This is a genomic window from Xenorhabdus hominickii, from assembly GCF_002632725.1.
In the GTDB taxonomy this organism is placed as follows: Bacteria; Pseudomonadota; Gammaproteobacteria; order Enterobacterales; family Enterobacteriaceae; genus Xenorhabdus; species Xenorhabdus hominickii.
Map to the genome: position 1 here is coordinate 16522 of NZ_NJAI01000013.1, position 13560 is coordinate 30081.

Here is a 13560-nt window from a genome sequence, read left to right on the forward strand (position 1 = left end):
ACATTAGGCAAATAAATGACAGTTAGAAAAATAATAGAGATTCCAGATGAAAGATTACGTGTAACTTATCAAAAAGTTGAGTGTGTGAGCACGGTGCAAACACTGATTGACGATATGTTAGACACTGTTTACAGCACCGATCATGGTATTGGCTTAGCCGCGCCACAAATCGGGCGAACAGAAGCCGTAGCAATTATAGATATCTCTACAACTAGGGATAATCCATTAATTTTGATTAATCCGGAACTTGTTGAAACCGATGGTGAATATATTGGTGAAGAAGGATGCCTTTCAGTACCCGGTTTTTATGCCAATGTTAAGCGTTTTAAGAAAATCAAAGTTAAGGCGCTAAACCGTGAAGGTGAAGAGTTTTTTGTTGAGGATGACGGTTACTTAGCAATCGTTATGCAGCATGAAATAGATCATTTGCATGGCAAAATATTCATTGATTACCTATCTCCACTAAAGCGTCAAATGGCGATGAAAAAGATTAAAAAGCAAAAAATGATAAATAACAAATGAAGTGTTAGGAATTCAAACAATGAATACAGAAATATTAAAGGACTTTCTTCCTGCGATACGTAGCAGTGATTACATCATGGATTTTGGTGATAGGGCATTTAGTCAAAGAATGCTCAAAGAACACTTGAATCAAGGCAGTGAATTTGCCAGTCGAACTATTTCGGAAATAGACCGCCAAGTGAGCTTTCTGTTTGATAAATATCTGACTCAAGGAGATAAGTTACTTGATCTGGGTTGTGGCCCAGGTCTATACACCACGCGTTTTGCAGAAAAAGGTGTAACCACATTAGGGGTGGATGTGTCGCCTGCTGCAATAGAGTATGCAAAAGAGCACGCAACATCAGCAGAAACATATCAACAAATTGACTTAGATAAATTTGACTCTAACGAACAGTTTGATTTAGTGCTGTTACTTTTCGGTATCGCAAACAATCTGGAACGACTTGATACATTATTAAGAAAACTAAAACGCAACTTAAAGTCCGGTGCAAAGCTGGTCTTTGAATTGATGGATCTGGAATTCATGAAGTCACTGGAACAGGGTAATGGTACTTGGGTGTTCCATCCAGAAGGTGGTCTGCTAAGTGAACAACCGCATTATCAGCTATGTAGACGAGTCTGGTTTGAAGATCAAAAAACCCTGATTGATAGAAATATGGTGATTACCGATTCGGCACAAACCAGCATGTATGAAGGGGTTTTCTTTGGTTTTGAACTGTATGATTTCAATCAGTTATTACAAAAAGCTGGCTATAAAGAAGCACATATCATTTGCCGTCAGTTAGAAAAAGGTGAGTTGACTAAACATTTCTTTATGGTTGAAACAGAGCTCGCATAGAACCTACTAGTTAAGAAGTTATTCAGAATCTTTTTGAATATCATTGTGTTTCATATATTGGAGACCATAAATAATTGACCTTGTTTAAGATTTTGTGTAATCGCCACTTAATCTTATTAAATGTGACCGTTTAGGCAGTCACCGAATTCAATCATAAATCGGCTATATGAACGCATCCCGTTTGCAAGACAAAAATCACGCTGACATCGACGGTAGGTTGCAGCTCTCCGGCCTTATTGCAGTCGATGCTGCGAGCCTCGATGTAATCCGTTGACCGGTTCGGGGTATTGGGTGAGTAGAGCTGTCCAGTCACCCAGACAGCCCCCTTGTATCTTGAAATTCGACTATCATAAAAATGATTTGGCACAGTGTATGCAACTCGCCAGCCCCTGAGGGTTTTAAGCCCGTTGAGGAGCTATTGACGCATACACTGAGCCACTCATCTGAAACCCGAACAGTTGTCCGTCATCCATAACGTATTTGCAAGGCAGGGTAATATGAGTCAGCCAAATCCACTTTGCGTGGGCATTGACGTTTCTAAAGCTTCTTTAACCCGAATTCCGTTTAAGCCGTTTCTGAAAAATTTTCTTCTGAGTAGAAAACTTTCAGTGACGGCTTCTTCCATTTAAGGCAGTAAGCAATCAGTCCACCTAAAACGGTCAACAAAAATCCTTTTAGACTTCGGTGGCGAGAATGCTCTATTTGAGAAATTGTTTTTAATTGCCCATTAATTGTTTCGATGATAAAACGCCTTGATAACATCATCTTATCCCACCGGCCAGCGCATGCGCTTTCATGTTACGGCGTTTTTTCGTGATGAAAGTGATATCGGTTTGCGCTAAATCCTCTGCCAGTTCCTGGCTAAGATAACCCTTATCACCATAAAGAGAACCCGTTAATTCTTTTACTAATTCGTGAACAGGTTCCCGATCATCCACATTACCCGCGGTGACTTTAAGTGCCAGAATTTCGCCCTGATGGTTAACAATCAAGTGTAATTTGAAACCGTAAAACCATATATGGACGCCCCCGGTTGTGCAAGCATTGAGTCGATACGGTTTGCTACCATATATCCGGCGTCATAAAGGACTTATTTGCCCGCGCCATGAGGTTCTGTCGCATTAAGGCATCGTCGGGTAACATGCTGTTTTTTTATGGTGTTACCTGACCATGTCATTGATCCGAAAAGCCTTCCGGCGCCTGCATTATCCCACCGATGTTATCCTCAGTGTGTTCGGTGGTACCTGGCCTATGCCCTGAGTCTGCGCAATCTCGAGGAGATGATGGCTGAGCGTGGTGTTATCGTTGATCATTCCACGCTTCACCGTTGGCTCATCCGTCTGGTGCCATTGCTGGATAAGGCCTTTCGCCGGCATAACCGGTCGGTAGGCCGCCGCTGGCGAATGGACGAAACCGACATCAAAGTCAAAGGCCAGTGGAAATACCTGTACCGGGCCGTTGACAGCACGGGGCAGACCATCGACTTTCTGCTAACCGCCAAACGGGATGCCGCCGCCGCGTTGCGTTTCTTTCGCAAGGCCATCCGTCACCACGGCGAACCTGAAATGGTGACGATCGATAAAAGCGGCACCAATACTGCGGCTCTGGCCACGCTCAATGCCGACAAACCTGAAGAGGAAAACATCACCATCAGGCAAAGCAAGTATCTGAATAACCTGGTTGAGCAAGATCACCGTAATATCAAACGTCGGATACGCAGATGCTGGGGTTCAAATCGTTTCGCCGGGCACAGACGCTCCTGGTCGGCACCGAACTGATTCACATGATACGCAAAGGGCAATATCAACATCCACAAAGTGATGGATTATCACCCGCGGAACAATTCTATTTGCTGGCTGCCTAAATAACCGGCAACACCACTTTTGCTAACTTGCCGCTGTTAACGCGACACTGCCAAACCAACTCCGGGAGATCAAAACGGCGGGATTTAATATCGGGGATTTGGATGAGTAGACCCACTCAGGTGATTGAATGTGATCATGGTAAATTGAAGCGTATTATCAATCCCACATTAGGGTTTAAATCGATAAAAACCGCGCATGCGACGATAAAAGGAATTGAAGTGATGCGCGCTCTGCGCAAAGGTCAGGCAGAAAGCTTTTATTATGGGCAACCTTTAGGCGAAGTGCGTCTAGTGAATCGAGTATTTGGTCTATAACCTGCTTCGAGCCGGAACAGATCAAATTGACAACTTTATTTGCAACAGTGCCCTGTAAATATACATGGATTTTCTTCTGCAATTGCCACAAAATTATTCCATCTCATAATGGAATGGAAAATGTCAAAATGAAAAATCCTTATTGCGTCGTTGATGAGTTAGGATTTCCCCGATTTGATGCTACTGATTACGCGAGAGCCAAGTGGCTTCCCGATAATCCTTACCTTGTGACAGGAGAAAGTTACTTATGGGCTTATAAGGCAGCGTACTTACACTATAACAAGGAGAGAATAAAAAAATATGCCCATGAAGCAAATATTCCTGTTCTTTTGTTGGCTGGCGTGGCAGTAGCAGAAGCAGGAGGAACCCCAGATAGATTCAAGGCTTATGGCGTTCTTCAAATAAGGCAAATGCTGAATGATACATGGAATGGGAATAATAAAAAATCAAATGCCACCTCTGTGGGGGTATTAGCCATTCAGTTAAGGGCAGCGGCTGAAACATTAGGCATAGACCCATCTACATTGACAAACACTCAGCAACTACAATTAGCAAATTGCTTATTAATGGATGAATTCAACATAAGGGTTGTCGCTTTTCATCTCCGAGATTTAATTCTTCATGATAATCCCAATATTACTGACACCGGAAAGCTAAATGATGAACAGATATTGTTAGCCGCTGTCAGATATAATCGAGGAATAGAAAGGGATAAAAAAAGCATATTAGACTCATTGAAAGCCCCTATAGGCGCACCTGAAAGAGAATATAGTTCATATGGTAGAAGACTATTGGAAAAGAAAAAATCAACATACATGATTCTTGGTATCAATTATGAGGAGTAAAATACTATCTCTCACATACTTCGCGTTTTGTTTATTGATTATAAATATCAGCTCTTTTTTTGAAGAGGAATTCTATATTGATGGTATTGACATCAAAAACGCATGTGAAGCTCACAGGGCGCTGGTGGTTGATGATATCAGGGATGTGACCGCACCTATCGCGGCGTTATTCATCATTCCATTGCTTATTATCGCGGTGAAATTGAAATGTAAATCATGGCTGGTCAATATCATGACATTATCATTAATCGCCTATTGGGTATGGCGATTCTTCATCAGAATAATGTGGTGTTAACCCCTCCATAGGCGTTAAGAGGGGGTTTTCACATCAATAAACTCTATCTTCCCAGAAACTTCCCAGAAACTATAACCCGATGTTCCAGCGGTGTGATGTTGCCATGTGATACTTTTGTAGTTGATAGAAATCATTTCTTCTGGCTGATGATTATTGTGATTTATCGAATGAGGGTAATTAACGTTCACCCTCTCGATAGATGCGCCTTTTAATTTCACGGAGTAATATAATTCATTTCCGCCAGACATCGAGGTTCTATAAAAGAAAAATTCTATTTCCAGTTCTTCATTATTATCTATCGCCACCCCCAACAAGGGAGAAGATTTATCGATAGGCTTAATGAATGAGACTGGCCGATAATTCACATTACTCATTCTTGTTATTTCATGTTCAAAAGAAAGTATCAGCACTTCATCTTCATGACCCGTCTGATATTTATTGCCGATAGAATCAACGGTAGAACACCCCGCAGATATTAAACCTTGTTTCTTTCCTTTTATCGTTGCGTATATTAAATTAGCCACACAAACTCCTTTCGATTAATAGAGTATTCCTGCCATTAACAGCGCCAATAATACAAAAACATCCCACTATAACGGGGTTTCAGGAGCAAAGGAACCATAATGACGGTTAAGAGGTTAAATAGAGCAGACAATATCATTAAAAACAAATTGTTATAAGTTTTATGACGACCTCACTGTAACCTTGACCAAAATGAGTGAGGGTGGCCATCCCATTAAGTCTGGGGCCCTTATGCGGCAAAACAGTTAAAGAAGTTTCACCTGGCAACATTTTGAAAAAGTCAGGTGGATTGAGTAAGATGATGTGGATAAATAATCGTAATTTTTGCAGAGCGAAATCATTACAGTGCCGCTGAATCGCCCAAAAAACACACCTTCATGCCGGTTCCGTTCAACCATGAAGATAATGAAAACGACAAGGTAATGTGACATGACAGCACAGTCTTACGGTGAAAGCCTCAAGTTTTTCTCCGATGGGCAGAAAGACCCCACAAAGCGTACCGGGTTGAACGTCCAGCATACGCTGACCAGGGGGGATTATCCGACGGTGAGCATAGAGGTCGCCCCCATCAGGGAGTCCGTAACCAGCCCCGACTGGAAGAGCAAGATCACGGTGCAGCTCACTCGTGGGGAGCTGACCGCGTTTTGCAGTGTACTGTTTGGTCTCCGGAGCGAGGCTAAGGGTTCCTATCATGGCGAGGCCAAGAATAAGAGCTTTGCGGTCTACAACAACGGCAAGGCCGGTGTCGCCATCGTCCTGAGCGAGCGCGGTAACCCGCTCCAGAACTTCATCAATGACGATGACCGCATGGAGCTCGCGGTGTTCACGGTCCGTCAGCTCTCCGCCGCGTGGAAAGTCACCCCATCGGATGCCATCGCCCTCTTACGCCAGTCTGCCTGGATGGACCGCAATCTGTCCTAAAACCCCCAACCCTGGCCAACCAAAATTGGACAACCCCACAATATTAGACCATCATGCAATAAAGGAAAAAAACCGATATCCGTCTCCGCGGAGCGTCGTCAGGCGTCCTGATTGACCCTTTTTGAGATAAAATTGAGAAAAAGGGAGAAAGAAGAAAAGGCAGGGCAAGGTAGGGAGGTAGCTGGGGTCTTTTGTATTCTAATTTGCATGATGGTCTACTGTTGTCTATTATGCAACTCATGACCGGTTGAAACACATTCACACGTAGGCAGCAACATGGCTAAAAACGTCATTTCTGAACAATACTCGGTCATGTGCCGCGACCTGACGCAACTGTCCTCCCTGATAAAACGGCTCTCTCCCCGGTACGCACGAGTGGCGGCCATAACCCCCACGTCTAAAGGAATGGAAAGCGAGCCCGTCAGAAAGATTGTCGTATCGGAACAGACCGGACGCGAAGCGCTGGCTCTCGCTGCAACCTGCTATCAGGATCTCCATATCAACCCGGATTTTTCTCAGAAGTTCGCCCGGCGCACGGTGGGGACTCTCTGGTTCTCCCCTGCCCGGAGCGGCGCAGCAGACGACATACAGGCTGTGGTCGACCGCATCAACGCGGCCAAAGCAGGCATAGAAGAGTTCATTATCGCGACATACCCAACCAGGCAAGAACGGTTTGAGGCGCTTCGGGCCGAATGTCCCGGGGTCATGACACTGCACCTGTACAGGCAGATCCGCTGCTACTCGCAAGGTGACGTGGACTCCATCGGTTTTACCTGGCAACGGAAGGACGCATTGAAAAAACCGGTGAAGGATGAGCTCCTGCAACGGATCAGGGATGAGCTGGAACGGTCAGGGCCTGATTACCAACTCCCTCTTGAACAACTCATTCGGAAGATTGCTACAACGCCTGAACCCTTTCTCAGAGAGAGAAGGGAAGTAAAGGTTCAGCCGGTAGCGAACATCATGGCCGCGGGCGTATTGAAGACGGTAACCGCCCCAATGCCCTTGATTCTGCTCCAGGACCACGACATCCGGATCAAGATGCTTCGGAGCTTCGATGCCTCAGAGCAACGTAAGACACGCTCGGACCGAGTGGCATCGGAAGTCCTTGGCACTTTCGCTGGCGTCACCATCGAATCTTTCCCGGAATAGCGGTGAATGAACTTTGCGCGGGAATGAGCACAAATCCCCAATAATACATAAGGTGTTTCGTTAGCAAAGGGAAAATCATGTCTGAATTACCAGAGAAAGAACCTAAATATGTTCCTTCTAATATTTACACAGTTGCTTATCATGCTCGTTTCACTTTACTAGTATTTCACTAAGTCAGTAGTTTTTGATGAATATAAAATAGCAATATCAACATGTTGCACATCAGTAGTCATCCCTTGTGTACAAACTATATTGTCCCTACACAACAACAAATTCCTATTCCTAAGACAGACCTGCAACATTACTGTTTTAAATAGCTGTTTAAAGCAGTAAGAAAAAATCCATGCTATAGTCCAATGAAATCCATTTGAATTTTAAAAAATGAACCCTGTTCAGATTGAGTGTTCCTGTGAGGTAAATAATGAATGATTTGATAATTAGTGACAACGTAACAAAATCGTATGACCTCACAGTCAATACACATAATGCTATCAACCCGGCGGTCAGTTATCTGCTGAGATTACGATCGACCAAAAGCCAAATAACCATGCGCTCATGTCTGAATAAAATAGCGAACATGTTCGAAGCCTTTGACCTAACGACATTTGACTGGTCAACATTAGATAAAACGAAGGTCCAGATAGTGATCAAACGGTTAATTAACCAAAACAAAGCCCCCAATACCATCAATCTCATGTTATGTGCGATCAAAGGTGTCGCTGAAGAAGCGAGATCCAGCCGTCACATCGACAGCCATACGTATCAGGACATTAAATCGGTAAAACGGCTCAAAGGTGTCCGTGTCAGTAAAGGCAGGATGCTGGAGAAGAGTGAAATTCAAAAAATATTCCAGTACTTTGACAGTCTTAACAGTGCCATTGCTGTCCGTGATGCAGCCATGTTTGCCGTCATGGTAGGGTGCGGGTTAAGGCGTTCTGAAGTTGTAGATTTGAAATATGAGGATATTGATTTTGAAAGCTCACTTATCATTATTCACGGTAAAGGGAATAAAGAGCGTGAGAATTATATGCCTGACGAAATTAAAGAACGGTTATTGTTATGGGTGAATGAGGTACGAGGACCCCACGCAGGCTATCTGTTTAACCGTATATTAAAAAATGATGATGTGACAGGTAACAAGCTGGGCACATCATCAATTCGTTTTATTTTTGAACGATTATTGAAAAATTTAAATAGTAATATGAAGGAATTTACACCACATGATTTAAGAAGAACCTATGCTTCATCATTACTTGAAAATGGTGAAGATATTTTCACCGTGAAAGATGCCCTGGGTCATGCCAGTGTAACGACAACCCAGCAATACGATAAACGGGGTAAAAAACGTCTTCAAGAGGCGGCTCAGCGATTAACATTCAAATAAGAAAAAGATGAAAAAGTGATAATGAGGGTTAAATTGTAACAATATGAAGTTATTATTGGTTTTTACTATACAGGATCTTTAGCAATAAAGGGCTGAAAAAATCTGACCTGATAACGGCTTAAAACGATTAGCTAACTTGGAGTTCTTAGAGAGCATAAAAATGATTACAGGTTTAATCGTTACATTTTGAATGGAACGGTACGGGTTCCCGGTGAGTACAATCCTTTTTGCACAGTCGTTAGTAATTCTTTTAGGATCGTTGTGAGATAGTGTAAAAAAGGATCCTGCCCGATAGTTCTGTTGTAAACGGGCGCGGGAATAAATCGTTTCATTTCAGTCTGGAAGTTACCGGAAGCAATAAGGTTGTCGATAGAGTCCAGTCGTGCCTGAACGAGTTTGTAAAAATCAGTAATACGATAATCTGATAATTTGCTCTTGATTAGGTCTAAATCGGGCTCAACATCTTGCTGTTTCAGCCACACCAAATCCCACATATCGCGATGGCGAATGTGAGATGTTGTCACCGGGAACGAAATCAACTTATCCGCCATGATTTCAGCCAGTGTCTCGACCGATACGATGGTTTCGGAGTAGCCATCAGGCAGCACGGAGTAATTCCGCTTTAATGGACGTGCATCTCTTGTATACGCCGGGACGTTGGCGATCTCAATTTTGATGCGTTGCTTTGGTAAATCTTTCCTTTCCGGGGCTGTTGTGACGGAGATTTGCCATTTATCGATTTTCACATCGGCATACTCCGGCTCCTTTCGAAGCTCATTGGGTTCCTTCACCGTGACTTCAATCCCATAACGCGCCCCCAGGTAACTTTCCACGCTCACCTTAATCCTGCTCATGTCCGCTGAACAAAAGTCACGGCCGCCAGCAAAATCTAGATCTTCGCTGAATCGGTTGGAACTGTAGCAGAGTCTTAACGATGTGCCGCCCTGAAAGGTCATTTCCCTGAGCAAACCGTCTTTAGCGAGGCAAAACAGAATGTCATAGTGCAGCAGCTCTTTCTCCACGACAGGCCTGATATTGGCAAGCCCATCTTGGGTAATGACCTCATCGACAAGGGCGTTAAAATTGACGTATTCAGGCATGCGCAAATTCCTCCATTTGAACCAGGTGCATGTTTCTCCCCACTCTTTTCAAGTCACGAAGAGCGGTTTCTTTTCTTGCGATGCGCAGTGGTCCCCGGTTTTCCAATGTTTCTTTCAGAATTTCGCTTGGCTCCCTGCTGGTGTGGGTGATCTCAATAACGCCCCACGGCGTTTCAAATTCTCCCGATCTGCCAGTAGACATAATCGTCAGTCGGTCGATGGGAATTTGTGAAATCAGGCCATACTGAGACAACGCCGATTCCAGGCTGACGTAATTGTATTCGCCACGACGGATATTTGTTGAAATTGTCTCCAGCGGATAAGACCCCAGACCATCCCGCGCATACGCATAAACACCTTTGGTGATACGGACTAACAATCCGGCATTGATGAGGCGATCAATAGATTTTTGCAGTGTCCGAGGGGAGTCATCAGCAAAGATAACTTCCAAATCCCGCAAAAGGAAAATACGTTTTCCCATTTTGCTGAACTTGTCTAATGTGTTAATTGCTGTAATCCTATCCATTCCATTATCTCCACAGCTATACCCTTGATATGTTTTTTTGTGTATAGATAGTTATCATACCAATTATATATCCACATATAAACCCCCTTTATGGGTGTTTTGTGTAAAGATATAATAATAAGGGGAACGCGGCAGGATTAGGGGTCTGAAGCCCAACCGTACGAAAACGTACGCTAAGTATGTTTTTTAACCAAACCAGTACTTTCGCTGCCATGACAAAAGATAATTATAAAGGCCATTCATCGCTCTCTTCCGCTTGCTTAAGTGGCCTTAGCTGTCCTTTTGTTACCTGTTCTGCCAGCGTGAATGTATAGTGACCCAGCATATTGATATGCGCATGGCGCAGTGGTGACAGCCGGGACTCATCATCTTCATTAATGGCTTCGCCCTCATCCCGCAAATGTTCCAGTGCTGCCTGCATATACATGGTATTCCAGAGCACGACGGCATTGGTCACCAGCCCCAGAGCGCCCAGTTGCTCCTCTTGCCCATCCTGATAGCGCTTTCTGATCTCGCCTTTCTGCCCGTGACAAATGGCTCTGGCGACAGCATGCCTGCTTTCTCCCCGGTTAAGCTGGGTCAGGATGCGACGTCGATAATCTTCATCATCAATATAATTCAGCAGGTATAGTGTCTTATTTATTTTCCCGGCTTCGATAATGGCCTGTGTTAATCCTGAAGGGCGATCGCTGCTCAGCAACGAACGAATCAAAACTGACACACGAATTGTCCCCAACGTCAGGGAACCGGCCATGCGCATCATGTCATCCCAGTGCTGCTCTATCTTCCGGGCATTCGCAGCATTACGGGCGATATCATTCAGCACGCCATAATCTGCATCTTTATCCACACGCCAGAATACAGAGGCTCCCGCATCAGCCAGACGGGGAGAAAACTGATAGCCCAGCAACCAGAAAAGACCGAAGATCAGATCACTGAAACCGGCCGTATCTGTCATTATCTCAGTCGGATTTAGTCCGGTTTGCTGCTCCAGTAGCCCTTCCAGTACAAATATGGAATCCCTTAGCGTGCCTGGAACGACAACGCCATGAAATCCGGAGTACTGATCTGAAATGAAGTTGTACCAGGTGATCCCACGGCTGGAACCAAAATATTTTCGATTGGGGCCTGCATGTAGCGTTCGTACCGGGGCAATAAATCGCATGCCGTCAGCAGAGGCAACCTCACCACCGCCCCATTTCTGAGCCAGAGGCAGGGTAGACTGATAATCAACCAGCCTGGCGTTTGCCTTTACCAGCGTTTCTGCCCTGAGATAATTTTGTTTGGTCCAACTCAGGCGATAACGGGTCAGCGCCGGAATATTGGGTCGAATAAAGGGCTCCATACCAATATTACAGGCTTCAGCCAGCAATACCGCACAGATACTGACGGTCAGGTCATCCATACGCGCACCCACTTCGCTTGCATGGGTAAATTCATCTGCAAACCCTGTATGCGCGTTAATTTCAAGAAGGAGTTCAGTCAGATCGACAACTGGCAGCAGGTCAGATATACGCTTCGAGAGTAACTTCAGCGTTGGTGGCTCATCCAGTCCGTTCAGATGAGCAATGGTCAGCTTCGTGCGTTTACCAGTGAAATCCAGCGAAACAGCCTGATTATCGGCAAAATTTTTAGCGACCTGCCGATACACAGCGTCAAGCTGCCGGGTCAGCGCATTGACGGCCTCTCCGGCGTTGAGGGGATGCCCAAGGGAGCGATATACCTGCACTCTGTTGGTATGCCAGTCCTGACCCTGGAGAAGTTTAGCCCTCGGATCTCCCCAGCGCTCGCTCCGTGCGACATAAATATCCCGACGTCGAAGACTATCCTGTAACTTATTCATCACACAAAGGGTATAGCCTTGTCGGGATAAATGACCGTCTTTACCATAGCAAAGTCGTTTCCAGGGGCCGGTAATTATCGCCATTGGCGCATCATCAATATGTTGCCCACGGGTTGACCGGATCGCCGCAAGGTAGCGTATAGCCTCCAGCGTTGTTTCACCTGCCGGAGCGGCGCTGAATTCAATATTTTCCAGCAAACAGGGAAGAAAGCGGCGGACTCTCCCATACTGTTCCACCATTTCATCGTGAAAGCTGGTGTCAGAAGGTCGGGCGATGGCGTTTATAAATGCGATGGTATCGGCCAGCCTGGCTGGAGGAAATTTCCTGAATATCGTCGAACGGAGCAATTCACTATCAACATTTTCATCCAGGAGCACCGAGCAGATCTGTGCCAGCTCTAATGCCGACTTATCAAGGTCTTTCAGTGTCCGCAGTCGTTTTTTCTGCCCAATTTTTTTCGCCTCCCGGCCGATATCAGCGATAACCCCATCCAGAACATCCAGCGCGTCATCCAGTGCCGATATTTCGCAGGAGCGGACAAAGGCAACCAGCATCGCTGTTCGTCTTGCGGCGGCATCCGGGCTATTTTGTACACTGAAATCATATCAGCATACCGGGCAAGTGCATTGAAACGCACTGGAGGAATACCGCTGAAGTCGAGATCCTGCATGCCAAATGCTTTCAGTTTCAGGTAGCGCGAAACGGCCTGATTAAATGCTGGGCCGCTGATGGAAACCGGACCTTTTCTTAACTGATCAAAACGTGAGGTGCGTACTCCTTCAGGCACCTGTAACAGTTCTTCAAGTAATGAGCACTGTTCGCCTGATGCCAGCCCGGACAGCCGTGACCAGAGCCTGTCTGCTGATTTTTCACGTATTTCGGATATCAGACGGGTCAGCGTGGTGACGCCCGGTAACAGTATTTTATTTTGCAGAAGCCAGCTGGTAGCCAGATCGAAAAGCAGACCCGGTCGTTCGTTGCTGAGCCAGCTGCGGGTGAACAGTAATCGGCTCAATCTGAAAGTCCACGGCCAAGAAAAATCACGATAGCCATACTGACGGTGGATCAGAGCCTGATGTTCACGCAGCGTGGTTTCTCTTCTGGAGTAGTCGGACAGAACATTCGTATCGGATATACCCAGCTGTCGGGCAACAAACCACAATACGTTGGTTGGGATCGCTGACAAGTCATGAGGCCATGAGCCAAGAAATCGAACGCTGCCAATCAGCAATGCCACCGCCAGACGGTTTGCCCTTCCGCGCCGATGGTTAATGAAATCCATATCCACTTCGTCCAGCAGAAAGAAACGAGCAAGCTGAATGCCATTAGGCTCACCAGAGAACTGACCATAACTTGCACGTTGTTCCGTGTTTAAAAAATCTGCTGGCAAATGTGCCTCCCTAGCTACGGATCACATACGAATACATAAAAA

General features: G+C 45.3%; 10 protein-coding genes and 4 pseudogenes. 9 read left to right on the forward strand and 5 right to left on the reverse strand.

Annotated elements, in window-relative coordinates; translation table 11 throughout:
• The first annotated feature begins 15 nt into the window (after positions 1-15).
• A complete protein-coding gene (gene def / locus Xhom_RS23695) occupies positions 16-522 on the forward strand; it encodes a peptide deformylase (RefSeq protein WP_099140013.1) in 507 nt (168 codons plus the stop codon).
• Positions 523-541: 19 nt separating this feature from the next.
• On the forward strand, positions 542-1360 hold the full coding sequence (locus tag Xhom_RS23700; protein ID WP_099140014.1) for a class I SAM-dependent methyltransferase: 819 nt from the start codon (positions 542-544) through the stop codon (positions 1358-1360).
• 564 nt (positions 1361-1924) lie between these two features.
• On the opposite strand, the pseudogene Xhom_RS23705 reads toward Xhom_RS23700, so the two are convergent.
• Positions 1925-2376, reverse strand: a pseudogene (locus Xhom_RS23705) (IS982 family transposase); the annotation flags it as partial.
• A 154-nt stretch (positions 2377-2530) separates the two neighbouring features.
• On the opposite strand from Xhom_RS23705, the pseudogene Xhom_RS23710 reads away from it, so the two are divergent.
• From Xhom_RS23710 to Xhom_RS23725, 4 genes and pseudogenes are all read left to right on the forward strand, one after another.
• Positions 2531-3224 (forward strand): annotated as a pseudogene (locus Xhom_RS23710) (IS6 family transposase).
• Between the two features lie 120 nt (positions 3225-3344).
• A pseudogene (locus Xhom_RS23715) lies at positions 3345-3539 on the forward strand (DDE-type integrase/transposase/recombinase); the annotation flags it as partial.
• 128 nt (positions 3540-3667) lie between these two features.
• The gene (locus Xhom_RS23720; RefSeq protein ID WP_099140015.1) at positions 3668-4384 is read left to right on the forward strand and encodes a hypothetical protein; all 717 of its coding nucleotides are present in this window, start codon (positions 3668-3670) and stop codon (positions 4382-4384) included.
• Positions 4374-4679 (forward strand): YjeO family protein, encoded by a 306-nt coding sequence (locus tag Xhom_RS23725; RefSeq protein WP_099140016.1) that lies wholly within the window; start codon positions 4374-4376, stop codon positions 4677-4679. The genes Xhom_RS23720 and Xhom_RS23725 overlap by 11 nt, the downstream gene beginning before the upstream one ends.
• A 14-nt stretch (positions 4680-4693) precedes the next feature.
• Here Xhom_RS23725 and Xhom_RS23730 read toward each other — a convergent pair whose 3' ends face one another.
• Positions 4694-5203, reverse strand: a complete 510-nt coding sequence (locus Xhom_RS23730) for an Hcp family type VI secretion system effector (RefSeq protein ID WP_099140017.1) — start codon at positions 5201-5203, stop codon at positions 4694-4696.
• 427 nt (positions 5204-5630) lie between these two features.
• Here Xhom_RS23730 and Xhom_RS23735 point away from each other — a divergent pair, with 427 nt between their 5' ends.
• From Xhom_RS23735 to Xhom_RS23745, 3 genes are all read left to right on the forward strand, one after another.
• A complete protein-coding gene (locus Xhom_RS23735) occupies positions 5631-6122 on the forward strand; it encodes a hypothetical protein (protein WP_099140018.1) in 492 nt (163 codons plus the stop codon).
• A 276-nt stretch (positions 6123-6398) separates the two neighbouring features.
• Positions 6399-7274, forward strand: a complete 876-nt coding sequence (locus tag Xhom_RS23740; RefSeq protein WP_099140019.1) for a DNA replication terminus site-binding protein — start codon at positions 6399-6401, stop codon at positions 7272-7274.
• Positions 7275-7695: 421 nt separating this feature from the next.
• On the forward strand, positions 7696-8658 hold the full coding sequence (locus tag Xhom_RS23745) for a tyrosine-type recombinase/integrase (protein WP_099140020.1): 963 nt from the start codon (positions 7696-7698) through the stop codon (positions 8656-8658).
• A gap of 179 nt (positions 8659-8837) precedes the next feature.
• Here Xhom_RS23745 and Xhom_RS23750 read toward each other — a convergent pair whose 3' ends face one another.
• The 3 genes and pseudogenes from Xhom_RS23750 to Xhom_RS23760 all read right to left on the reverse strand — a co-directional run bounded on the left by Xhom_RS23750 (position 8838) and on the right by Xhom_RS23760 (position 13518).
• Positions 8838-9758 carry a nucleotidyl transferase AbiEii/AbiGii toxin family protein gene (locus tag Xhom_RS23750; protein ID WP_099140021.1) on the reverse strand — a complete coding sequence of 307 codons (921 nt, stop codon included), beginning with the start codon at positions 9756-9758 and terminating at the stop codon, positions 8838-8840.
• A complete protein-coding gene (abiEi, locus tag Xhom_RS23755; RefSeq protein WP_099140022.1) occupies positions 9751-10284 on the reverse strand; it encodes a type IV toxin-antitoxin system AbiEi family antitoxin in 534 nt (177 codons plus the stop codon). Before abiEi ends, Xhom_RS23750 begins: the two co-directional genes overlap by 8 nt.
• A gap of 226 nt (positions 10285-10510) precedes the next feature.
• Positions 10511-13518: pseudogene (locus Xhom_RS23760) on the reverse strand (Tn3 family transposase).
• Positions 13519-13560 lie beyond the last annotated feature (42 nt).